At 67.1% G+C, this 21,117-nt stretch carries 18 protein-coding genes and 1 pseudogene; 12 read left to right on the top strand and 7 right to left on the bottom strand.

The genetic code is table 11. From position 1 onward, the window contains the following. The 5 genes and pseudogenes from ALI22I_RS09680 to ALI22I_RS09660 form a co-directional block, all read left to right on the top strand. Nucleotides 1-234: pseudogene (locus tag ALI22I_RS09680) on the top strand (hypothetical protein); the annotation flags it as partial. 296 nt (nt 235-530) lie between these two features. Next, entirely contained in the window at nt 531-977 is a 447-nt protein-coding gene (locus tag ALI22I_RS09675; RefSeq protein ID WP_077005119.1) for a YbaB/EbfC family nucleoid-associated protein, read from the top strand. Nucleotides 978-981: 4 nt separating this feature from the next. Further along, entirely contained in the window at nt 982-1,290 is a 309-nt protein-coding gene (locus tag ALI22I_RS09670) for a type VII secretion target (protein ID WP_077005118.1), read from the top strand. Next, nucleotides 1,287-5,804 (top strand): RHS repeat-associated core domain-containing protein, encoded by a 4,518-nt coding sequence (locus tag ALI22I_RS09665; protein ID WP_077005117.1) that lies wholly within the window; start codon nt 1,287-1,289, stop codon nt 5,802-5,804. Before ALI22I_RS09670 ends, ALI22I_RS09665 begins: the two co-directional genes overlap by 4 nt. An 8-nt stretch (nt 5,805-5,812) precedes the next feature. Beyond that, entirely contained in the window at nt 5,813-6,187 is a 375-nt protein-coding gene (locus tag ALI22I_RS09660; RefSeq protein ID WP_143532095.1) for a hypothetical protein, read from the top strand. Between the two features lie 169 nt (nt 6,188-6,356). On the opposite strand, the gene ALI22I_RS09655 is transcribed toward ALI22I_RS09660, so the two are convergent. Then, nucleotides 6,357-6,701 (bottom strand): hypothetical protein, encoded by a 345-nt coding sequence (locus ALI22I_RS09655; RefSeq protein WP_077005115.1) that lies wholly within the window; start codon nt 6,699-6,701, stop codon nt 6,357-6,359. Between the two features lie 450 nt (nt 6,702-7,151). Continuing rightward, on the bottom strand, nt 7,152-7,817 hold the full coding sequence (locus ALI22I_RS52325) for a nuclear transport factor 2 family protein (RefSeq protein ID WP_077005114.1): 666 nt from the start codon (nt 7,815-7,817) through the stop codon (nt 7,152-7,154). 479 nt (nt 7,818-8,296) lie between these two features. On the opposite strand from ALI22I_RS52325, the gene ALI22I_RS09645 reads away from it, so the two are divergent. From ALI22I_RS09645 to ALI22I_RS09620, 5 genes are all read left to right on the top strand, one after another. Further along, entirely contained in the window at nt 8,297-9,430 is a 1,134-nt protein-coding gene (locus ALI22I_RS09645; protein ID WP_083751596.1) for a LacI family DNA-binding transcriptional regulator, read from the top strand. A 273-nt stretch (nt 9,431-9,703) separates the two neighbouring features. After that, entirely contained in the window at nt 9,704-10,372 is a 669-nt protein-coding gene (locus tag ALI22I_RS09635) for an integrase core domain-containing protein (RefSeq protein WP_202970902.1), read from the top strand. Nucleotides 10,373-10,484: 112 nt separating this feature from the next. Beyond that, nucleotides 10,485-10,694: a hypothetical protein gene (locus ALI22I_RS09630; protein ID WP_143532094.1), complete on the top strand. Its 210-nt coding sequence runs from the start codon at nt 10,485-10,487 to the stop codon at nt 10,692-10,694. Between the two features lie 385 nt (nt 10,695-11,079). Further along, nucleotides 11,080-12,399: a histidine--tRNA ligase gene (gene hisS, locus ALI22I_RS09625; protein WP_077005111.1), complete on the top strand. Its 1,320-nt coding sequence runs from the start codon at nt 11,080-11,082 to the stop codon at nt 12,397-12,399. A 96-nt stretch (nt 12,400-12,495) separates the two neighbouring features. Continuing rightward, complete coding sequence (locus ALI22I_RS09620; protein ID WP_077005110.1) at nt 12,496-14,307, top strand: hypothetical protein; 1,812 nt, start codon at nt 12,496-12,498, stop codon at nt 14,305-14,307. A 41-nt stretch (nt 14,308-14,348) separates the two neighbouring features. Here the strand turns inward: ALI22I_RS09620 and ALI22I_RS09615 are convergent, their stop codons facing one another. Together ALI22I_RS09615 and ALI22I_RS09610 are read right to left on the bottom strand one after the other, a co-directional pair. Then, the gene (locus tag ALI22I_RS09615; protein ID WP_238598242.1) at nt 14,349-15,308 is read right to left on the bottom strand and encodes an amino acid--tRNA ligase-related protein; all 960 of its coding nucleotides are present in this window, start codon (nt 15,306-15,308) and stop codon (nt 14,349-14,351) included. A 58-nt stretch (nt 15,309-15,366) separates the two neighbouring features. Continuing rightward, entirely contained in the window at nt 15,367-16,326 is a 960-nt protein-coding gene (locus ALI22I_RS09610; RefSeq protein WP_143532093.1) for a hypothetical protein, read from the bottom strand. Nucleotides 16,327-16,689: 363 nt separating this feature from the next. Here ALI22I_RS09610 and ALI22I_RS50620 point away from each other — a divergent pair, with 363 nt between their 5' ends. Further along, nucleotides 16,690-17,139, top strand: coding sequence for a hypothetical protein (locus ALI22I_RS50620; RefSeq protein WP_077005108.1), 450 nt, complete (start codon nt 16,690-16,692; stop codon nt 17,137-17,139). Between the two features lie 16 nt (nt 17,140-17,155). Beyond that, nucleotides 17,156-17,950, top strand: coding sequence for an FkbM family methyltransferase (locus ALI22I_RS09600; RefSeq protein ID WP_077005107.1), 795 nt, complete (start codon nt 17,156-17,158; stop codon nt 17,948-17,950). A gap of 66 nt (nt 17,951-18,016) precedes the next feature. On the opposite strand, the gene ALI22I_RS09595 is transcribed toward ALI22I_RS09600, so the two are convergent. Genes ALI22I_RS09595 through ALI22I_RS09585 form a run of 3 tightly spaced genes read right to left on the bottom strand, consistent with a single transcriptional unit; the run spans nt 18,017 to nt 21,048 of the window. After that, complete coding sequence (locus tag ALI22I_RS09595) at nt 18,017-19,036, bottom strand: S66 peptidase family protein (RefSeq protein ID WP_077005106.1); 1,020 nt, start codon at nt 19,034-19,036, stop codon at nt 18,017-18,019. Between the two features lie 9 nt (nt 19,037-19,045). Further along, nucleotides 19,046-19,861, bottom strand: a complete 816-nt coding sequence (locus tag ALI22I_RS09590; RefSeq protein ID WP_202970901.1) for a class I SAM-dependent methyltransferase — start codon at nt 19,859-19,861, stop codon at nt 19,046-19,048. Continuing rightward, on the bottom strand, nt 19,858-21,048 hold the full coding sequence (locus tag ALI22I_RS09585) for an ATP-grasp domain-containing protein (protein ID WP_143532092.1): 1,191 nt from the start codon (nt 21,046-21,048) through the stop codon (nt 19,858-19,860). Before ALI22I_RS09585 ends, ALI22I_RS09590 begins: the two co-directional genes overlap by 4 nt. Between the last annotated feature and the right edge of the window lie 69 nt (nt 21,049-21,117).

The raw sequence follows: 21,117 nt of genomic DNA, 5'->3' as shown, positions 1-21,117 counted from the left end.
CCGGACCGCCTGCACGTGGTCGAACCCGCGCCGCTGATCACCGTTGCCGGGAGGCTGGAGCGCAAGGGGGGCCGCGAGATGGTGGCCCGTTGTCCGACCGAACAGGACGCCCGAGAGGCGGCGGATTGGCTGGTGGACCGGTTCTCCCGACTGGTACCCGGGCTGCCGGTGACCGCCGACATCGAGGCGGGCGGCGGCCAGTTCCTCGTCATCCTGGCCACCGGCCGCCGCTGACCAGAGATCACCAAGCGCACACTCGCGTCGAGCTGAACGCAGTTCGAAGCAGGCGAACTCCGTTGCAGCACAACGAACTCTCCTTCGTACGCTCCTCCTCGCCGTCAAGTCCTCAAGTGACCGGAGCCGCAGATTTGCGTCGGCGCCTGCTCACCGCACGCGACAGACCTAACGGCTAGTACACCGGTCTGGGGCAACCGGTTGAGCCGAACCGGGCATCTTGGGAACACACCGCCAAGACCTCGTCCCATACGTAGTAGCTTGGCCCGATCTCTACGTCACCGGAGGGGGAGCCGATGACCGATCCGCTGGCCCATGTGCAGAACTTGGTGGACAACTGGGAGCGCAATGCCGAGGAGAAGGCGGCCCGGTATGCGTCGATGCGGCAGGAGGTCGAGCGGATCTCGATCACCGCGTCGGCGGCGGGTGGCGCGGTGAGCGTCACCGTGGGGGCCAACGGGATTCCCAGCGCGGTGACGATGACCGCGGAGGTGGGCCGGTTGCGGCCGGAGCAGATCGCGGCGGCGGTGATGGAGGCGATGCGCAAGGCGCAGGCCGGCTACCCGGGGGAACTGGCGCGGATCGTGGGCGACACCGTCGGTGACACCGAGTCCGGTCGGCACATCGTCGCGGTCGCCGAGCGGAACTTCCCGCGGGCCGAACCGGACGCGCCGCCCGCCGCGCGGCCCCGCCGGCGCGGGGACGATGACGGCGATTTCAGCGACGACGGCTACCTGAGGTGACCTGATGGCTGGTGGATACGAGGCGCTGACCGGTGAGATCGGCGCGTTGGCGGGTCGGGTGGAGGGTCTGGCGGACAGGTTGCGCGCGGCGGCGGACGCGGCGCGGACGGTGGCGATGAACGACTCCGCCTACGGGGTGGTGTGCCAGCCGTTCGCGATGTTGTTGCAGCCGTTCGAGGACATGGGGGTGGACGCGCTGGCCAAGGCGGCGGAGACGGTGTCGGACAACGCGGCGAAGCTGCGTGAGACGTCCCGCGCCTACGACGAGCAGGAGTCCGGTGAGTCCGCCCGCTTCGACGGGATGAACACGTGAACAATCCCCTGGTCGCCACCGCGCAGAGCGACACGACGGCGGTCACCGGCATCGGTATCGCCGAGTCCGCGGGCGATCTGGCGCAGGGCATCTCCGACGGCAGCTGGGTCGCGGCCGGGCTGGGTGGTGTCGGCGTCGGCCTGGAAGTGCTGTCGATGGTGATCGACCCCATCGGCACCGTCGCCTCTTACGGGGTGTCGTGGCTGATCGAGCACGTGCAGCCGCTCAAGGAGGCGCTGGACTGGTTCGCCGGGGACCCGCCGGTGATCCGCTCGTTCAGCGAGACCTGGGGCAACGTCGCCGCTGAGGTCGGCCGGATCGCCGAGGAACTGGCCGGCCAGGACGCGCCGAGCTGGCAGGGGCAGGCCGCCGACACCTACCGCGGGCACGCCGCGCAGACCGCGGACGCCATCGCTGGGGCGGGCACGCTGGCCGACGGTGTCGGTGCCGGCGTGATGATCATGGGCGAGGTCGTCGCCGCGGTCCGCGAGATCATCCGCGACCTGGTCGCCGAGGTCGTCGGCAAACTGATCACCTGGGCGTTGGAGGCGGTGGCCACCCTGGGCCTGGCCACGCCGCTGATCGTGGCCCAGGCCACCTCGACCATCGCCAAGGTCTGCAACCGGATCGCCGACCTGGTCCGCAAACTCGTCAAGACCATCGGCAACGTCACCCCGCGCATCCGCAAGGTCCTGGACAAGCTCGGCGAGATCATGCAGAAGCTGGCCAAACTCGGCCGCAAGACCGACAGCCCCAGCAGCCCCGGAACCACCAGCCCGTCGAACGCACCGAGCGCGCCGGACGCACCCACCGTCAAAGGACCCGACGGCACCACTTCCCCGTCGGGCACCACATCCCCCTCCGGCACGACCTCGCCCTCGGGCACCACATCGCCGTCGGGGATCACCTCGCCCTCCGGAACGACCACGCCATCAGGTACGACCACGAGTCCCGATTCGGCGCCGAGCGGAACCTCACCATCGACTTCGAGCCCTTCGACCGGCTCGAAATCCCCAGACGGCACCTCCACCAGCCCGAAGAAAGACCCGGCCAATCCTTCGATGAAGGAGAACGGGGGAGACCCGAAGACCGACTCGCGCGAGCAGGGTTGCGTTCCCGGCTCCGGTGACCCCGTCGACCTGGCAACCGGCCAGATGTTCATGGACCAGACCGACGTCGAACTGGCGGGCGTCCTTCCACTGGTGGTTGAGCGGGCCCACTTCTCGTCGTACCGTGTCGGCCGGTTCTTCGGTCGATCCTGGGCTTCCACGCTCGATCAACGTATCGAGGTCGAGGACGACGCCGTCTATTTCGCCGATTCCACCGGAGTTCGGCTGATTTACCCGCACCCGCGGTCCGTCGGCGGCGAGGTGTTCGCCGATAATGGCCCACGGTGGCCGCTCATGCGCACCGAAAGCGGGCACTACACCGTCGCCCAACTGGACAAGGGGCGCATTCTGCATTTTCCCGGCGGCACTGGAACGCGGCAGATATGCGCCATCACGGACCGCAACGGCAACCGGATCGACTTCGACTACGACGAGAGCGGCTCGCCTGTCGAGATCCGCGGCTCGGGTGGCTACCGGATCGGTGTTCACGCCCAGGACGGCCTGATCACGAAACTGGTCCTGCGGGCCGTCAAAGGCGACATCCCGCTGGTGGGGTACCGGTACAATGACCGGCGACAACTCGTCGCGGTAACCAATTCGTCCGACCGGTCGTTTGAATTCGAATACGATCACGCCGGTCGCGTCGTTCGTTGGGTCGACCGCAGTGGCGAATGGTATCAGTATGACTACGACGTTGACGGCCGCGTGGTGTCCTCTCAAGGTTCGGGTGGAGCTCTTACCGGAACGTGGGACTACGACATCCGCCAACGGGTCACCACGTACACAAACTCTCTGGGGAATGTCACCAAATACTATCTGAATGAGGCACACCAGGTGGTGCGCCAAATTGATCCACTTGGCCGTGAGACCCTCCAGGAATGGGACCCGTACGACCGGCTTCTCGTCAGGACTGACCCGCTGGGGCGCGCCACGCGCTACTCCTACGACGATCTGGGCAACCAGACTGGGGTGGTCAGGCCGGATGGCAGTCGGTCCAGCGCGGAATACAACTCCCTCGGTCTGCCGAGGGTCGTGGTCGATCCTGATGGAGCGGTGTGGCGGCACGAGTACGACGAACGCGGAAATCTGGTGGCCGTGACGGACCCGTCCGGAGCGACCACGCGGGCCGAATACAATGCGACGGGTTCGCCGAGCAAGGTAGTCGATGCGCTCGGGAACACTCGACTGATCCGCTGCAACGCGGCGGGTCTCCCGGTCGAGGTGATCGATTCGATGGAAGCGGTCACCCGTTACGACTACGACCAGTTCGGCCGTGTCGCCGCGATCACGGACCCGCTTGGGCAGGTTGTCAGGTTCGGCTGGACCGTAGAAGGGAAGCTGTTGTGGCGGACCCTTCCGGGCGGTGCGAAGGAGAGTTGGAGCTACGACGCCGAAGGCAACCACGTCGAGCACGTCGACGCAGTCGGCCAGGTGACCAGAACCGAGACCACTCATTTCAGCCTGCCACTGGCCCAGACAAATCCGCTTGGAGCGCGTATCGAGTTCAGGTACGACACGGAAATGCGTCTTTCGGAAGTTGTCAACCCGGATGGGAAGGTATGGCGATACGAGCGCGACCCGCTTGGGAACCTCATTCGGGAAGTGGATTTCAACGGGCGCGAGGTTCGGTACGCGTACGACGAGGCCGGTCAGCCGATCAGTCGGACGAACGGCATAGGTCAGACGGTCACCAGTCGGTTCGACGTGTTGGGGAACCTCGTTGAGAAACGCACGAGTGACGGCAGCGTGTCGACGTTCGAATACGATCCCGCAGGAAGAATCGTCCGAGCTGTCAATGCGCACGCCGAGGTGACGTTCCGGCGTGATCCGCTCGGCCGGGTAGTGGAGGATCGGGTCAACGGCCGTGCGGTCACGTCAAGTTACGACGCGCTCGGCAACAGGGTGCGCCGAACAACCGGAACCGGCCTGGAAAGCTCTTGGGAATACGATCGCCGGGGCCTGCCCAAACGGTTGACCACGGCCGATCACACGCTGAGTTTCGACTATGACGCCGCAGGGCACGAAATCGAGCGACGGTTCGGCAGGAACGTCGTGTTCGCCCAGTCATGGGAAGTCGGCTATCGGCTGTCCAGTCAGACCGTGTCCCAGCTCGTCCGGATGCCACACCAGTCGGAATCGCACCAGGCACGTGTGGTTTCGCATCGCCGGTACCACTACCGCCGCGACGGGTATGTGACTTCCGTCGAGGACTCGATGGGAACTCGGCACTTCGACCTCAACGCCACCGGCCAGATCACGACGGTACGCGGCAATGGCTGGAACGAGCAGTACCGGTACGATGCCTCGAACAACGTCATCTTTGCCGACGGACCCGCCGGGGATCCCGACGATCGCGGCGCTCGGCAATATCGTGGAACGCTGGTCCAGACTGCGGGAAACACGCGATACCAGCACGACGGGCAGGGCAGAGTCGTGTCGCGCCAGCGGAAGCGACCTTCTTCGAAGCCGGACGCGTGGCACTACACATGGGACGCCGAGGACCAATTGATCGGCGTGGTAACACCGGACGCCACGCGATGGCGTTACCTCTATGACGCGCTAGGGCGGCGCATGACCAAACAGCGCCTCGCCCCGTCCGGTGACGAGGTGGTCGAGCGGATCGACTTCGTGTGGGACGGGACTACGATTGCCGAACAGATCCACAACGATTATCGAAGCATTAGTTGGGACTGGAAGCCCGGGACACTCCGTGCCCTTGTCCAAGTCGAGCGACATGCCTTTCGTGATGCACCGGAGACCTGGATCGACCAGCAGTTCTACTCCATCATCACCGACGTCGTCGGCGCGCCCAGCGAACTCGTCGACGCCGATGGGAATATACCTTGGCGTGCGCAGACGACGGTGTGGGGAGAGGCACTGCAACGCGTTACCGGCCATACCGGCACGCCGCTGCGGTTCCCTGGGCAATATCACGACCCCGAGACGGGGTTGAGCTACAACCTGTTCCGGTATTACGACCCTGGCACGGCGCGCTACCAGTCGCCTGACCCGCTCGGCCTGAGCCCTTCGCCGAATCACCACGCGTACGTCCCGAACCCCGTTCATTGGATCGATCCGTACGGGTTGTCCTCGACCTGCCCGCAGCATGACGTTCCCGGATTGCCGCGCAGTCAGGACCAGATCTCCGACGGGCCCGGTGACTGCCGGGAAGTAGCAGACCAGATTCAACGAAGCCTTGGCGGCGGGGAAATTCACCACATCACTCCTCAGGCACCGTATCCGCTGCTGGGGCCCTACCAAGGCCAGTACAATCGATGGGATCACCACTACGCGGTGGTGCACGAGGGCAGGGTGTATGATGCCTTCACGCCACGAAATGGGCTTCCCATTGACGAGTACAAGGCGCAGTTTGAATACTCGGATGTGATTGATTTTGGATTCTAGGAGTTTGCTTGCACCTCCAGGAGTTGCTCAGAGGAGTTCACGCCAGGCCGGGCATGTACGGCCTGGATGGATCTTATTCGGCTGCGGTCCACTTTCTCCGTGGCTGTGACTTCGGTAATGACTTCGCACTGCTCCGCGGGTTCCGCGAATGGCTTCTGGTCCGCCTTGGGTACAACTCCAGTCTCGATTGGTCGGCCCTCTGCCTACGCTTGGCCTTCGAGGTGGAAAAATCGGGACAAACGGCCGACCCGGTAAGCGTCGAGCAGCACAAGCGGGCCGTCGACACTCTATTCGCACTGGTCGACGAATTCCTCACCGATGCGCGTGATCCGCACAAGCTGGCCGCCATGTACCGGGAGTACCAATCTTTGGCGACACATTGACGTGATCTCAGCGAGTTTCAAGTCAGCCGTCCGTACTCGAAATGGGTGAGCACGAGAGCGGCTTTGATGATGTCGCCGATTTTGCGAGGGCTTGCGGTGAAGTGCCGCAGGGCGCGCCAGCGTCCGGTCAACAGGGTGGGTGCCATAACTCTGTGGCGGGTCGCGACCGTTAGTTCGTCAGGGGTTGCCAGGCGGTGGCGTCGTTGAGGTAGAGCCCGCAGGCGCAGTCGAGTGCTTCCTGTGGTGTGCCGAAGGGGTAGCCGCTGGGCAGGATGGAGTCCTCGTAGCCGTCGCGGCTGGCGCGGTAGATGGCGAAGCCCCAGGTGGTGGCGGATCCGTTGTAGCGCAACCGCAGCAGCGGCAGGGTGGTGCCGTCGGCGAGTTCGCCGGTGAGGTAGGCGAACGCGCCGTGGTGGCGCACCCGCACGGTGGCCAGTTGGGGCCAGCGTTCCCCGGCGCGTGCACGCAGGCGTTGGCGCAGCGAGACCTTGGTCGACTCGAGCGGGAAGGCCATGGGTCACGATACTGCCCGATACCGTCCCACTCCCATAGTCGATCTTGGAGTGGGGTGGATTGGGTGGCCGTGCGGAGCCCGTATGCGATCACGCTGGACGAGGCGGATCGGCAGACATTGGAGGCTCTGGCACGGCGCGGCCGGGCTGAGCATCAGCAGGTACTGCGGGCCCGGATCGTGCTGGCAGCCGCCGACGGGCGGTCCAACGCGTGGCCACGCACTTCTGGGAGTGGAAGTTGCGGAGCTGGGCGATGCCCTTGCCGTTGCCCGGCATTTGCCAGCGCTGGTCCGCGTAGACGTCGCACGGGTATTGGATGACCACGTAGTCGGAGCTGAAGACCCACACCAGGTCACCGTCGGCGAGGGTGTGGCCGAACTGGGTCCCGCCGCTCCCGGTGCTTGCGCTGGGGGTGGCGCTGGGCGAGGTGTTGCCCTGCTGCATCAGCTGCTTCAGCGGACCTGTTCCGTTCGCGATCGCCGGGTTGTGCTGGTATCCCAGCTCGTGTCGACCACGGCCGCGTCACCGTCGGAGAGCTTGCGGTACGCGGTGACCGCGAACTCGCGGTTCGTCTCCTCCTGCTCCTCGGACAGGGTCGGCGCCCCGTTCGGGTACTGGTACTGGTCGCTGAACAGGGAGTTGCCGCTGACCGTCGTCGCCGGCACGGTCTGCGTGATGCTCCAGTGCTCGACCAGCTTGCCGTTGCCGACCCGGTACAGGTCGACCTTGGCTTCGCCGGTCGCCTCGTTCGCCGGGGTGGCCGACGCGTGCCAGTGCACGGCCACCAGGTCGCGGTCGGCGGCCGTGCGCTTGACGGTCGCCACCGCGCCGGGAATCTTCGCCTTGAGGTCCTGGAACTGCTTGACCTGCCCGTCGGCTCCGCCGGGCACCGACTTGTCGTGCTGCACGTAGTCCGCTCCGACGAGCTCCCTCACCACGTCGGTCTTGTCCTGGTTGAACGCCTCCGAGTACAGGCGCAGGACGAGCGCCTTGTTCTGCTCCTCGGACGCTGACGACAAGCCGGCCGCGGTGGCCGGGCCGGTGCCGGACGCGCCGCTGCACGCGGTCGTGAAGAAGGCCACGGCAGCGAGCCAGGGCAGGGTCTTCCGGTATCCCACTCGAGTCTCCTGTGTACGGTCAGAAAGGGCCGTCGGCCTTCCTCGGCCGACGGCACCATTTGTTTTCACATCGCTGTTCTGAGTGATCCTCACCGTGACCGGCCGCTTCGGCTATGATGACAAACGTCCACAGCGCCCGCCGCGCCGCAACGACCGGAGCTACGGTGCGTTGCCGCACCTGGGAAATCCTCGTCTCCACCGCTTCCCTCTTGTCCATTTGACACACTCCTCCCAGCGGCCGCGAGGCCCCGAGCGTCTTAACGTGACACGGCCCGGCCGAGCCCAGATGCGGAATTTGACATCCGCCGCGGCCAGGAACGCCCGCCGGTGCAACGAGCCGCCCGCGGGCCTTTAGCAGTGCCGCCAAGGGCATCTGACATGTGATCACTCCAGACCCGGCGGCGGTTCCGGCCGCTGTCGCCGGTAGGTTGAGTGATTAACGTCTTAACCACAAGCCGTCACAGGCTGTTGGGGAACACATGAGAAGCTCGCGTGTCTGGCAACGCCCCACGCTCGGTGCCGTGGCCGCACGGGCCGGGGTGTCCACGGCCACGGTGTCGAACGCGCTCAACGGCACCGGACGGCTGTCCGAGACGACCAGGCAGCGCGTGCTCGCCGCGGCACGCGAACTCGGTTACGCCCCGGCCGGCACGGCCCGTGCCCTGGCCCGCGGCGGCACCGGAGTGCTCGGCCTGACCATGACGACATACGGCGACCTTCCCGTCCCGTACACCGAGATCCCGTACTACGCACAACTGGCGCTGAGCGCCATCGCCGCAGCGCATGAACGCGGCTACCTGCTCATGGTGATGCCGAGTTCGTTGTCACCGTGGATGTGGCTCAACACGCCGATGGACGGCGTCATCCACGTCGGTCCGCGCGCCGACGACCCGGTGCGTTCCCTCCTACGGGAGCGTGGCATCCCCATGGTCTGCGACGGCCGACCGCCCCAGCCGCACCGGTGCGACGCGTGGGTCCACACCGACTACGACGCGGGCCTGCGCCTCCTGCTCGACCACCTCACCGAGGCCGGCGCCCGGCGGATCGGGCTCACCCTGCCACTGCACGACGACGAGTACCCGCACCTGATCGGACGCGCCTACGCGTCCTGGTGCGCCGAACGCGACCTGCCCGCCCTCGTCGAGGAGTACGCCTCACTGCCCGACTACTTCACGGCTGAACGGAACGCGGTCGGCCGGCTGCTCGACCGCGATCCGCGACCGGACGCCGTCATCGGCATCTACTCCGACTCCGGTCACAACATCCTCGCCGCCGCCCGGCACCACGAGCTTCGGGTGCCGCAGGACCTGCTGGTGGCGTGCCTCAGTGAGGATCCGGATTACGCGACGACGACCCCGCCCGTCACCACGCTCAGCCTCCGCCCGGACCGGGTGGGCGACGAAGCGGTCGACCTGCTGATCGCTCTCATCAACGCCCGCACCGGTGTGGACCGACGTCGACTCGTGCAGCCGATCCTGACCCCTCGCCGGTCCACACGACGCCCGGTGCGGGAGAGCAGTCCAGTCGACGCTGTGGGCGCTCGACCTGATGCAGCAGGGCTGCACCCGGCCTGCCACATCAAGGGCGACACTGTCCCGGACGAAGGGGCGTAACCGATGGGGGTGATCGAGTGGGCGGACCGGGAGTGCTTCGTCCGCCAGTCGCCCACTGCGCTGAAGGGCCAGATCGGCTACCTGTCTGGAGCAGTTGGGCAGCGCGAAGGCCGCGGTTGGACGAACTCCCCTGTGGGCTCCTGGGTTTGCAAGTCCGGTGACACCACCACGGCGACCTGCGGGTAGGCGCGGACGGCATCGGCAACATGGTGTGGACGGGCCGTGTGCCCGCCGGCGGCACGCCCGGTCTGCCGGTCGACGCACTCCCCCGTGGTGACCGGCGACTTGTTCACCGACACCCGCCTCAAGCCGCAGCGGGAGTGGCACTACCAGCCGCGCGCGGACCGGTGGTCGTTGACCGAACGCCCCGGCTTCCTGCGGTTGAAGGCGTTCGCACCGCTGGTGGCCGACAACCTGACCGGCATCCGCCCGCACGTACTCGTGGTGATCGAGCACGCCAGCCGGCGGGTCAGGGTCCTGGGCGCCACCGCACACCCGACCGCCTCCTGGATCACCCAAGCCGCCAGGAACCTCGTCATGGACCTCGAAGACACGGGCAGCCCCGCACGGTTCCCGATCCGTGACCGGGACGGAAAGTTCCCGGCCCTGTTCGACGCCGTCCTCGCCGACGCGGGCATCCAGGCCGTCCTCAGCGGAGTCCGCATCCCACGGATGAACGCGATCATGGAGCGCTGGATCCACAGCTGCCGCCGTGAACTCCTCGACCGAACGCTGATCTGGAACCAACCGCACCTGCTCCACGCCCTGCGCGAGTACGAGCGGTTCTACAACACCCATAGACCACACCAGGGCATCGCCAACGCCCGACCGCTACAACCGCTGCCACAGCCGGCCACCGATCAAGCATCCGTCACCCGACTCGACATCCGCCGACGGCAGCGGCTGGGCGGCATCCTCAACGAGTATCACCACGCCGCCTGACCTGCACGGACGACATTCTCGGCAAGCACAAGCGCGGATACTTACAAACGTCAGCGCCCACACGCAGGACTTCGTCTGGATCCGTGTGAAACTGCCACCGGAGCTGGCATACATGAAGGACTCGACCCGGCTGCTGAATAGCAACAACCCTAACGGGTTGCTGGTGCAGCACGACAACATCACCGATGTCGGCGTCCACATCGGCGGCTACCAGCCGCAGGCAGTGGGGTACCTCGCGTTCACTGCCATGGTCGCGACAGGCGACCAGTTCGACTGCACGCCGCGCACCCTGGTGCCGCTGGCGACCGTGCTGCCCCAGTAACACTCGCTGAGCAACGAAGTTGAGGTCCGCGTCCACAAGCGTTGTCCCTGACGTGGGCAGCCGCTCAAGGCGGCGACCGTAGGGACGGGCACGCCAGAGTCTCCACTGAATCCGGAGCGGTTCAGACCGTCCGATCCCATACTCGAGTCACACGTCGGTACGTCGCCGGCCAATCCTCGGCGCCCTGATCAACCAGCACGACCCGCGGCGGCTCAACGCAGGTCAGAGCTGCAGCGCCGACTTCTGACACCCGACAGCCAGTCCAGTACCGGCGAGCCGGCGGAAATTCCGGACCTCACCGCACCTGACCGTGTGGACGCCGAACACGACCTGTATAGCATCGACAGCCTGACCACATCGTCCGTTCGAGGAGCGAAGTCCACCGATGAGTGACCAGGATTTGGTCCGCCCCACCCCCGTAAGCGGCTTTTCCGAGTGGCTGCCGGAGGTGCGGTTGATAGAACTCCAGTGGCTCGACCGTATCCGCACGGCGTTCGAGCGCTACGGTTTCTCCTCCATCGAAACACCCGCCGTGGAAAAGCTCGAAGTGCTCATGGCGAAGGGGGAGACCTCACAGGAGGTGTACAAGCTCAGCCGGCTCCAGGCCGAGCCCGGAGACGACACCGAGGCACGCCTCGGCCTGCACTTCGACCTGACCGTGCCGTTCGCGCGCTACGTCGCGCAGCACTTCAACGACTTGGTCTTCCCGTTCAAGCGGTACCAGGTGCAGCGGGTGTGGCGCGGGGAAAAGCCGCAGGTCGGGCGGTACCGCGAGTTCACCCAGTGCGACATCGATGTGATCAACGTGGACGACGTGCCACTGCACTTCGACGCCGAGCTGCCGCGCATCATCCACGAGGTCCTCACCGGCCTCGATCTGCCCGCCTGGTCGATCAACATCAACAACCGCAAGGTGCTCCAGGGTTTCTGCGAAGGCTTGGGCATCGCTGATCCGCTCGCCGTGATCAGGGCCGTCGACAAGCTTGACAAGATCGGCGCGGACGGCGTCGTCGCGCTGCTACGCGATCGGGTCGGCCTCGCCCCGGAGCAGATCGGGTCGTGCCTGGAGCTCGCGCGCCTGCGGGGCACCGATTCGTCCGTCATCGCACAGGTGAGGGCGCTGGGCGTCGAGTCGGCGCTGCTGGAGGAAGGCCTGACCGAGCTGGCGTTCGTGCTGAACGAGCTGGCCGACCTGCCCGCGGGCAGTATCGTGGCCGACTTCTCCATCGTGCGGGGTCTGGATTACTACACCGGCACCGTGTACGAGGGCAAATTCGTGGAGTGGCCCGAGTACGGGAGCATCTGCTCGGGCGGCCGGTACGAGAACCTGGCCGGGTCGTTCATCCGCCGGAGCCTGCCCGGCATCGGCATGTCCATCGGTCTGACCCGCATCTTCGCCAAGATGGTCGCGGACGGTCTACTGAGGACCGGCGCCAGCACGCCGAGCGAGGTGTTGGTCGTAGTCCCCAACGAGGAGGCCCGGCCGCGCGCCGTGCGCACGGCCGCCGCGCTGCGCGCGCGTGGTTTCAACACCGAGATCTACCACAAGACCGAGAAGATCGCGAAGCAAATCCGCTATGCGTCCCGCAAGGGCATTCCGTTCGTGTGGTTCCCGCCGTTCGAGGAGGGCAAGCCGCACGAAATCAAGAACCTGGACACAGGTCTTCAGGTCGTCGCCGATCCGGAATCATGGACCCGGGACTGAACGAAAGCACCAGAACCGCATTCCCGCCCTAAACTGGACCGGTTGGAAGAATCGCGGACGGGGGCTGGCATGAGGGCGGGAACAGCGGGGATCGTTGTGTGCGAGGACGTCCTGTCGGCGGGACAGCGGAGCGAATCGTGGCAGCCGGGCGACCCGTTCCCGTTGCTGCCCGGGCCGCCCGTCGCGCGGTACCGGAAGCACCTGGGACTGGGCGGTGACGAGGGCTGGCCGGTCGTAACGAGGCAGCCGCGCGTGGGGCTGGTCCTGTCCGTGGGCGAGGCCGGCCGGGCGGCCGGGCGGCTGCTCGCCGCGGCGAGCGACCGGCCGCACGAACACCTGTCGCTCGACCAGGTGACCGCGCGGCTCCTCCGGCTCGGTGACGTGCCCGCAGCGCTGGTCGGTCTTGCGGACGACTTCGCCGATCTCGCGGACTGGCCGGGCCGGCTCGCTCCGCGTGTCGGCCTGATCGTGGCGCGTGACGCGACCGCGTTGCTGTGCCTGGTGTACCGCACTCTGACTGTGGACGCGGTGGGTGACAACGGCACGTTCGTCGCCACCCACCCGACGCAGGTGGACGCGCCGACAGCCGACGCCCTGGGCTTGGACGACCTCGACGTGCTGCGGCATAGGGGAACGGGCACGCTCGTGCTGCGCTCGTTCGGTCGCGAGTGCTGCGTGAACTTTCCGGACGGCGTCATCTGCGGTCGGTCCGGTCCGACCCCGCCACTGGTGGACACCCGGACGCGCGTGCCCTCGTGCCTGAGGGGCGAGGGTTGCTATCGGCCGGATCTGGACGAGTCGCAACGTCTGCCCGCCGCCGAGGTGAACGCGTCGCTGGTGTTCATGCAGGCGTGCTCGACCGTTGCGGTGGGCAACAACGCGTTTCCCACCTCCGTCGGGGTGGGTCTGGGTTTCCTCGACGGCACAGCGGTAGCGGTTATCGGTGCGGTGGGCCTGCACGTGGAGGACGTCACGCTGCGTGCGGTGTTCGAGGAGGAGGTGTCGCGCGGAGCTCCGCTCGGAGAGGTGCTCGACACCTTGAACCGGCGGGCCGACGAGTTGCACGGCGAGATGTCGCGGTTTGGACTGCTCGGCGACCCGGGCCTGATCATGGCGCCGACGCAGGTCGTTTCCACGGCCTCCACTCCCGTTCAGACCGATCCCGCTCTGCTCGACCAGGTCGTCAGGTGGAACGATGTCGTGCTCCCCCGGCTGCGATCCCTGCGCTGGCTCAACGTGGACCTTGACGAGACTGCGCTCGCCGATGTGGCCGCGCACATCAGGGCGGTCGGCCCGGACCTCTTCAAGTCCGTGCCGGCGGCGGAGGTGCGCGCTCTGGCGGATGAGGTGGACCGGCTCCAAGCCGGCGTCGTGGCTCGGACAGTGGCCCGCGTGCACGGCGACTGGTGGCAGTTCACCGCGGGTGGACTGGCCGCGTTGCGGCAGGAGTCCGCTGAGGCGTGCGCGTGCCCGAGGTGTGGGGTGGATCGGGCGGTGCGGCTGCGCCTGCGCCACCGCGTCCATCGGGACCTGGTGCTGCGTGTGGTGCAGTGCAGGCACTGCGGCGATGTCGAGCAGTCCACTGCGGACGCTCCGACCGCGCGGACCGGTGTGGTGTGGGCTCGGCGGAGTGAGCCGGCAGTGGTCGGCGCGCACGTGGTGAACAGTGGGGCCGCCGCTCTGAACGGCGCGATCGGATTCGCTTTCGTCGCGGGCGGGCATACCGGGCTGCCGCAGGGAAGCCATCGCGCACTGCGGGTGCCCGCGGGCGAGGAGATCCGGGTGGAGTGGCCGGTCGACCTCTCGACGTCCACGGCGACCGCGGACGAACACGAGTTCGTGTGCCTGTCGCTGCACGACGGCGCGCTGTCAGTCGTCTCCGGACTGCTCTGCCTGCTCGGGACCTGAACGTGGGTTGGTGGGGCGCAGGTGTGCGCCCCACCAACCGGTCACGGGTTGATCTGCTCGCCGTTGAAGCGAAGCAGCAGCGCCAGGTCGCGGATGTCGTCGTGGTTGAGCAGCCACAACAAAAAACGCTCGACGCCCATGCCGAACCCCGACGTCCGCAGCGGCGCGGCCTCGCGCATCTTGACGTACCACTCGTAGTCGGACTCGCGGACCTCGTGCAAAGCCAACGCTTCCCGCACGAGTTCAGCCCGGTCGTGGCGCTCACCGCAGCCGACGGTCTCGCCGATGCCCATCAGCAGATCGCCGTTGGCGGCCTTCGCCCGGTCGCCTGACGCGAACGCCTGGTAGAACGGCACGGACAGGTGGTCCATGTGCGTTACCCAGGTGAACTGGCCGAGCAACTCCATCAGCCGTCGCTCCCCCGCCCTGGTCAACGAACGGCAGTCGTCGGCCTGGTGTCGGACGAACCTCGGATGATCGTCCAACAGGTCGACCGCCTCGTCGAACGTGATCCGGCGGAACGCGCCGTCCCGCAGCGGCTCGCGCAGGTGCCCGGTGCCACCGGCCAGCGCCGTGACGAGGTCGGCCGCCTGCTCCAAGTAAGTCGCCGCCAAGTGACGCAGGTAGTCGTCCACGACGGTGATGCAGGTGTCGAGCCCGCCGACCAGCTCCGCCTCGCTGTGGAAGAACTGGCATAGGTGCGTCTCGTCGGCGGCCTCACCCCGGAACGACGGCATCACGTAGTAACTCGGGCCGTCGGTGAGCCGGCAGCTCAGCTCCAGCAGGAACTGCATGGAGTCGGCCAGGTAGGTGGGCACGCCCTCCAGCACCACTCGGACGGGCGAGGAGTCGCTGCCCCGACCCATCGGGCTGGAGACCGACCCGGTGGTGAGCGGCAGGTAGGCGGCCCGCCCGCCACGCCGTCGCCAGAAATCGACGGTCGCGGTGTGGAACAGGTCGGTCAGTTCGAACACGTGGCGGTACCACGGATCCTGCAACACGTGCAGGTAATGCGTTCCCGGGTCCTTCCAACTCGCCGGCGGGCGAATCCGGGCTCGGTCAGTGACCAGCTCTGGCGACAACTTTCCTCCACTTGATCGAACGGGTGGCGAGTGACAACGCCGCGCCGGCCGCCACGGCCCAGGCTCGACGGCGCGACCGCCGGGTGGTGGAGCGCAGGTGGCGGGCGATCCCAGCCGTCACGCTGTCGGGCACCGAGAACAGCGGGCCGGCGAACCACGCCAAGTGCCAGAAGGAGATGTCCATCGTGGCCTTCACCGTGCCGTGGAACAGGACCGAGGCGAGGCCTGCCAGAGCTCGTCGCCGCCACGCGAGCACCAGCGCCGGGGCGAACCCGAACTCGAAGGCGACGGTGCCCGCGCTCGCCAGAGCGGCGATCCACGGGTCCGAGGTGGCCAGCCGCTTGCCCAGCGGTGTCCCCAACTCGCCCCACGCGGCACGGGTGGTGCCGCCGCGTAGCCACGACGGCCCCGAGCCGATCAGTTTGGCCAGCCCCGACTGGAGGTAGACGCACGCGAAGGAGCTTTGCAACGCGGCGAGCGTCGTCGAGGCGAACTCGTCGTCCTCCGCGGCTCGTGCCTCGGTCACCGACAGCAACGCGAGGAAGGCGTTGAGGTGACTGTTGTACGTCCACAGCTCGGGGTGAAAGTCCACAACGCGCTTTTGCAGTACCCCGAACGAAACGTTGGCGCACAGCTTCACAGCTGGGTGGTCAACGCCGAGTGCCCACGCGGTGGTCGAGAGGACCGCCGTGACACGCAGGCCCTCGTACACGCCTGCGGGCATGGCGCGGCGTTCGGGTCGTCCCCGTGCCCGGTCGAGTAGATCGGAGTGCTCGGTGAAGAACTCACCGGGCGGCATGTGCCAGACGGTGCGGACAACCGCCGCGGCCGTCACGAGGCGGCACAGCGCCAACCGGTCGGCGGCGTGCGGCTGCTCCAGCCCGATCTCGCGCAACCGCCTTCCGGTCGCCGCGACACTCTTCGCCAGAAGACTCACGGGAATGGCTCCCCACGCGATTCGGACGTGGTTTCAAGCATCAGAAGATCCCCCCGGATCGCAAGTGGTGAACGTCGGAAATCGACGATCAATTGACGTCGTTGACGACGGAAAAGTACGTCGCGAGTGCGAGACTAGAGCTCTGTCGCGAGATGTGTCCACATCGTCCTGAACAGCGATCGACGATACTGACAGGGCAGAGAGGCCTCAGTTATCCTGTGCCCGGAAAAGTCGATGGAAACCATGGAGGCCGAGGTGGGACTGAGTCCTCGAGCCGTTCTGGGCGCGACAGCGGCATACTTGGGCGTGCAGCTCTGGCACACCGTCCGAGGCCGTAGTTCGTGGCCATTCTGCTCCTACAACATGTTCAGCTACTCGCTGCCCGAGCGCTGGGAGCAGGCGCGGGTGGCGCTGTACGACGAAACCGGCCGGAGCACCGGCCCGCTGGACCCGTGGTCCCTGTTGCCGGTGGAGTTCTTCCGGGTGGTCTCGATCATCGACCTGGTGTTCCTGTCCAACGCCGACGAGCGACTGCGCGACGAGTTCTGCGACCGTGCGCTGCGTTTCCTCAACACCCGACCATGGCGCGACTTCGACGAGGTCAGAGCAGCTATGCGACCGACGGATGGCCTGCGGTTCGCAGCGCTGGACGTGTACCTCGTCGAAGTGGACCTCGACACGTGCGATCCGACGGACCGCAGCTCGGTGCTCAGTGCGGCGCTGGTGCACCGGCACGATCCGCACGAGGTCGTGGGGCAGTCCGAGCCGCGTTGGCGGTTCGCCCGACAAGGAGGTGAGGATGATGGTCGATAGGACCTTGACCGAACGAGTGGTCACCACCGGGTGGGGAGCTCGACTGACCGTTTTCGCGGAGGATTCCAGCCATTTCGGCGATTTTCTGGAGAGCGGCGTCAGCTGGCCGCTGGAGACCGAGATACTACTCGACCTGGTGGACGAGGGGATGACCGTGCTGGATGTCGGCGCAAACTTCGGATATCACACATCCCTGTTCGCCGCACGAGTCGGTGAACGGGGTCGAGTAGTCGCCATGGAGCCCGAACCGGCGATGGCGGCGATGCTGGATCGCAACGTCGAAGCGAACGGCTACCGGAACGTTTCGACGATTCGCGCGGCAGCGGGCGCGGTGGACGGCGTGGCCGAGCTCTGGTGCAGCACGACCAATTTCGCGTGCCATTCGCTCAACCGAGACCTGGTTCCTGCAGTGGCCCGATCAGTGACGGTGCCGGTGATCACGTTGGACGGCTTGTATGCGCGCAACCCGGGCTTCCGCGCACCCGATCTGGTGAAGATCGATGTCGAGGGTTGGGAGTCGGAGGTGCTGATCGGCGCGCGAGCCACCCTGTTGACTCACCGTCCTGTGCTGTGGCTGGAGTTCTGGCCGGACGGGCTGCGGCGCAACGGCCGCAGCCCGGAACAGCTCCTCCTCGACCTCACTGCGGCCCGGTACGACCTCACGATGGTCGACCTGGTCAGCGGTGAGACCGACGTGGTACGCGGCGCAGAGCCGGTCGACGTCTGCGATAGGCAAGCCGCCAGGTACCGCGCCGAGGGGCGGGACGACCTCTACGGCATCGTCTACCTGCTCGCGGTGCCGAACGACTGACGGCACCGAGCCTTCCGCAGTTGACACGACCGAGGGAAGGCGCCGTGCGAACGGCGCCTTCCCACCTCATCCACCCGGCCCGAGCAGGATGAGTTCCGGTTCCGACATAGCGAGCCGGGCCCGCCCTCCCACCGGCAGCGTGACCATCGGGGTCGAGTGACCCAAGTCGTACCCCGCCACCACCGGCAACCCGGCCGGCACGATCCGGCGCACCACCTGGTCGTAGTCCGTGTACCCGGAGGCTGTGGGCCTCGGTCGCCCGATCCGCCCCAGCACCAGCGCCATGGCCCGGTCGAACACCCCTGCCATGCGCAGCTGACCGAGCCGCGCGGCGAACTCGTCCGGCGCGATCGCCTCCGCCTCCAGGAACAGGATCGCCTCGCCAGGCGGCACCCACCACGGTGTACCGAGGGTCAGGGCCAGCGCGAGCAGCGATCCCCCCCACAACACACCCTCGACAACCTCGTCGGAGGCCCCCTGCACCACGCGAAGGGCTTCACCACCCGTTCGGAGCTCGCGCGGGCGGACATCGTCCCGGTCCCACCACAACAGCTCGTCGGACCATTCGACGGAGTGCGCCACCACGTGCCGTTCCCACGGCCCACCGAGCCCGAGCACGGAACGGAACCCGTTCCGCGTCATCGCAGTGGGCCCGTCGGCCTCCCCCCACTCGGAGAGCACCATAGGGCCGTGGAACGCCACCAGACCGGCGCGGTTACCGACCAGGTTCACCAGCACGCTCAGATCGCTGTAGCCGACCAGCGGCTTACCGGCCGCCGCGATGAGGTCGAAGTCCAGGTGAGGCAGAACGTTCAGCAGCGTCCAGCCACCAACCGCCGCGACTACCGCATCGCACTCGGGGTCCTGTAGCTGCTCGTGCAGCTCGGCCGCCAGCACTGCCGGTGTTCCGGTGGACACGTCCCAGGCGGTCCGGCACGACGCCGTCACGCGGACGGCGAACCCGTCCGAGCGCAGAGCCTCGATCCCACGCCGGAAGCGCTTCGGGAACAGGTACGGCCCCGGTGAACTCGGTGCCCACACGGAAATGCGCCCGCCCGGCCGCAGCGGCGCCGGCCACGTCGTCACCGGTGTCCTCTAGACCGGCGACGAGGTGAACAACTCGGGCTCGACTTCGACGCGTTCCTTGCGCAGCAACAGCACCGTGAAACCCATGTGGCTGAGGTTCACCCGGAACAGCTGCATGTGCTCGCGGTACTTCTTCGCCAGTACTTCCCGCGCGTCGGCGGGCAACTCGGCGAGGTGTGGACGACGCAGGATGTCGTCCACGAATCGGTCGACGTCCGCCGGCCGCAAGGTGTCGAAGCGGAACGCCCGGCTCAAGTACGTCTGACGCTGCGGACCTGAGAAGAAGTCGAGCCAGAAGTCCTGGTAGTGCGGTTGGATGTCGACCTGGATCGCCTCCGAGACGTCCGCGATCAGCCGGTCCGAGGGTCGGTCCACGTAGTACATCGGCACCGCGGCGAGGAAACCGCCGGGCTTGAGCACCCGGGTGTACTCGGCCAGAGCCCGCTCCCGGTCGGGGATCAGGGACGTGACGTTGCCGCAGAACACCATGTCGAACGACCCGGCGTCGTAGCCCGTGTCTGTGGCGTCGTTGCGCTCGAAGGAGATCAGGTGCGCGACGCCCTCGTCCTCGGCGCGCCGCCGGGCCTCGCGCAGGCTCTCCTCGTTGATGTCGATGGCAGTCACCCGGCAGCCCGCGAGCTTGGCCAGCTCGACCGCGGTGATACCGGTGCTGGTACCGATCTCGAGCACATGCGAGTCGCGGGCGAGGAAGCCGTGCCGGGCGAGCAGCGCGATGCTGCGCAGGCCGCCCGGCGGGCGGTTGGTTTCCCGTACCACACCGATGAGCTGGTTGTAATCCATTGCGTCGATGTCGTTCGCGGTCAACACTGCGGTTCCCCTCGTTGCTGTTCGGTTTCGATTCGGAGTTCACCGACGACCCGACGCGCCAAGGCGTCGTAGGCAGCGGCGCTGTCGGCGCCCAGCACGACGAAGGCGCACCAGTCGGACGGGTGGGTCAGGTCGACGTGGTCGCCGGGCGAGCGCAATACCTGCGCGTGCAGGACGCCGTCGACTTGGCGCATCTGTGCCTCGGTGGGCATCGATGTGATGATTCCCGGTCGGTCGGGACGCAGGTGCACCGCGCCGAGGTGGCGGTGCGCCGGCCGCGTCGGTGGGATCTCGCCATGCACCAGGGCGTGGGCGAGAGCACGGTGCACGTCGTACCCGAGGTACTCGCTGAGCACGCCGCCGATCCAACCGCCGCCCAGCCGGGTGGCGACCTCGGAGAAGATGAGCTCTCCGTCGGGCCGCTCGAACAACTCCAGGTGCGTCGCCTCCCGGTGGACGCCCAGCGCCCGATTCACCCGCCGGTGCATTTCCAGCACGCGCGCGTGCAGGTCCGGGTGGTCGTCGGGGTCGAGTGTGCGGCTGCCGTCCACCGGCTCGTCACCCGACCACTTGCCCTCCACAAGGGACAGTCGCGGCGCGTGGTAGACGCTGATGACGAAGTACAGCGGCTCGTCGCCGTTCCACAGTGCGTCCACATGCAGCTCGCGCCCCGGCACGAATCGCTCGGCGATGAGTTGCCGCGATTTCAAGGGCGCCCGGGTGGTGAAGTCGCCGAGGGCCGCTGCGAGCATTCCCGGTCCGTCCACCCGGACCGTGCTGTGCGTGCCGAACCCGGTGGCCGGCTTGATCACGAGCGGGAATCCGAGCCGCTCGGCCGCACCCACCGCGTCGGCCGCGAGCGGGTCCGGCAGGGACATCCAGGTGGTCGTCCGCACCCCGGTCGCCGCGATCCTCGCCTTCATCAGACGCTTGTCCCGTGCGGCGACGTGGGCGAGCGGGTCGGCCGGACCGATACCGAGCAACACGGCCAGGTAGCCCGCGCCGAACTGGCTGAACTCGGTGAAGCTGAGAACGCGGTCCGCGCCACCGCTGAGCGCAAGGTCCGCTGCGACGGCCGCCACCTCGTCGGTCGAGTCGAACTCGCGGACGCGGTACACCTGGGCTGCCTTACCGAGCAGGTCCCAGTCCGGTGCCGAGTGCTCGACGTCGTAGTCGTCAAGCACGACGAACACCCAGGGCACGAGTTCAACCAGGGCAGCGAAGGCAGCCCGGTCCCATTTGCAGAGGACGAC

It is taken from the genome of Saccharothrix sp. ALI-22-I, assembly GCF_001984175.1.
GTDB lineage: Bacteria > Actinomycetota > Actinomycetes > Mycobacteriales > Pseudonocardiaceae > Actinosynnema.
Note: the sequence above shows the minus strand (reverse complement) of the source record. Positions and strands in the feature narration are given on the sequence as shown.

Bases quoted from the DNA above. Each gene is read 5' to 3' on its own strand.
- ALI22I_RS09675 (WP_077005119.1), top strand. From the start codon at position 531: ATGACCGATCCGCTGGCCCATGTGCAGAACTTGGTGGACAACTGGGAG.
- ALI22I_RS09670 (WP_077005118.1), top strand. From the start codon at position 982: ATGGCTGGTGGATACGAGGCGCTGACCGGTGAGATCGGCGCGTTGGCG.
- ALI22I_RS09655 (WP_077005115.1), bottom strand. From the start codon at position 6,701: ATGGCCTTCCCGCTCGAGTCGACCAAGGTCTCGCTGCGCCAACGCCTG.
- ALI22I_RS09645 (WP_083751596.1), top strand. From the start codon at position 8,297: ATGAGAAGCTCGCGTGTCTGGCAACGCCCCACGCTCGGTGCCGTGGCC.
- ALI22I_RS09630 (WP_143532094.1), top strand. From the start codon at position 10,485: ATGAAGGACTCGACCCGGCTGCTGAATAGCAACAACCCTAACGGGTTG.
- hisS (WP_077005111.1), top strand. From the start codon at position 11,080: ATGAGTGACCAGGATTTGGTCCGCCCCACCCCCGTAAGCGGCTTTTCC.
- ALI22I_RS50620 (WP_077005108.1), top strand. From the start codon at position 16,690: ATGTTCAGCTACTCGCTGCCCGAGCGCTGGGAGCAGGCGCGGGTGGCG.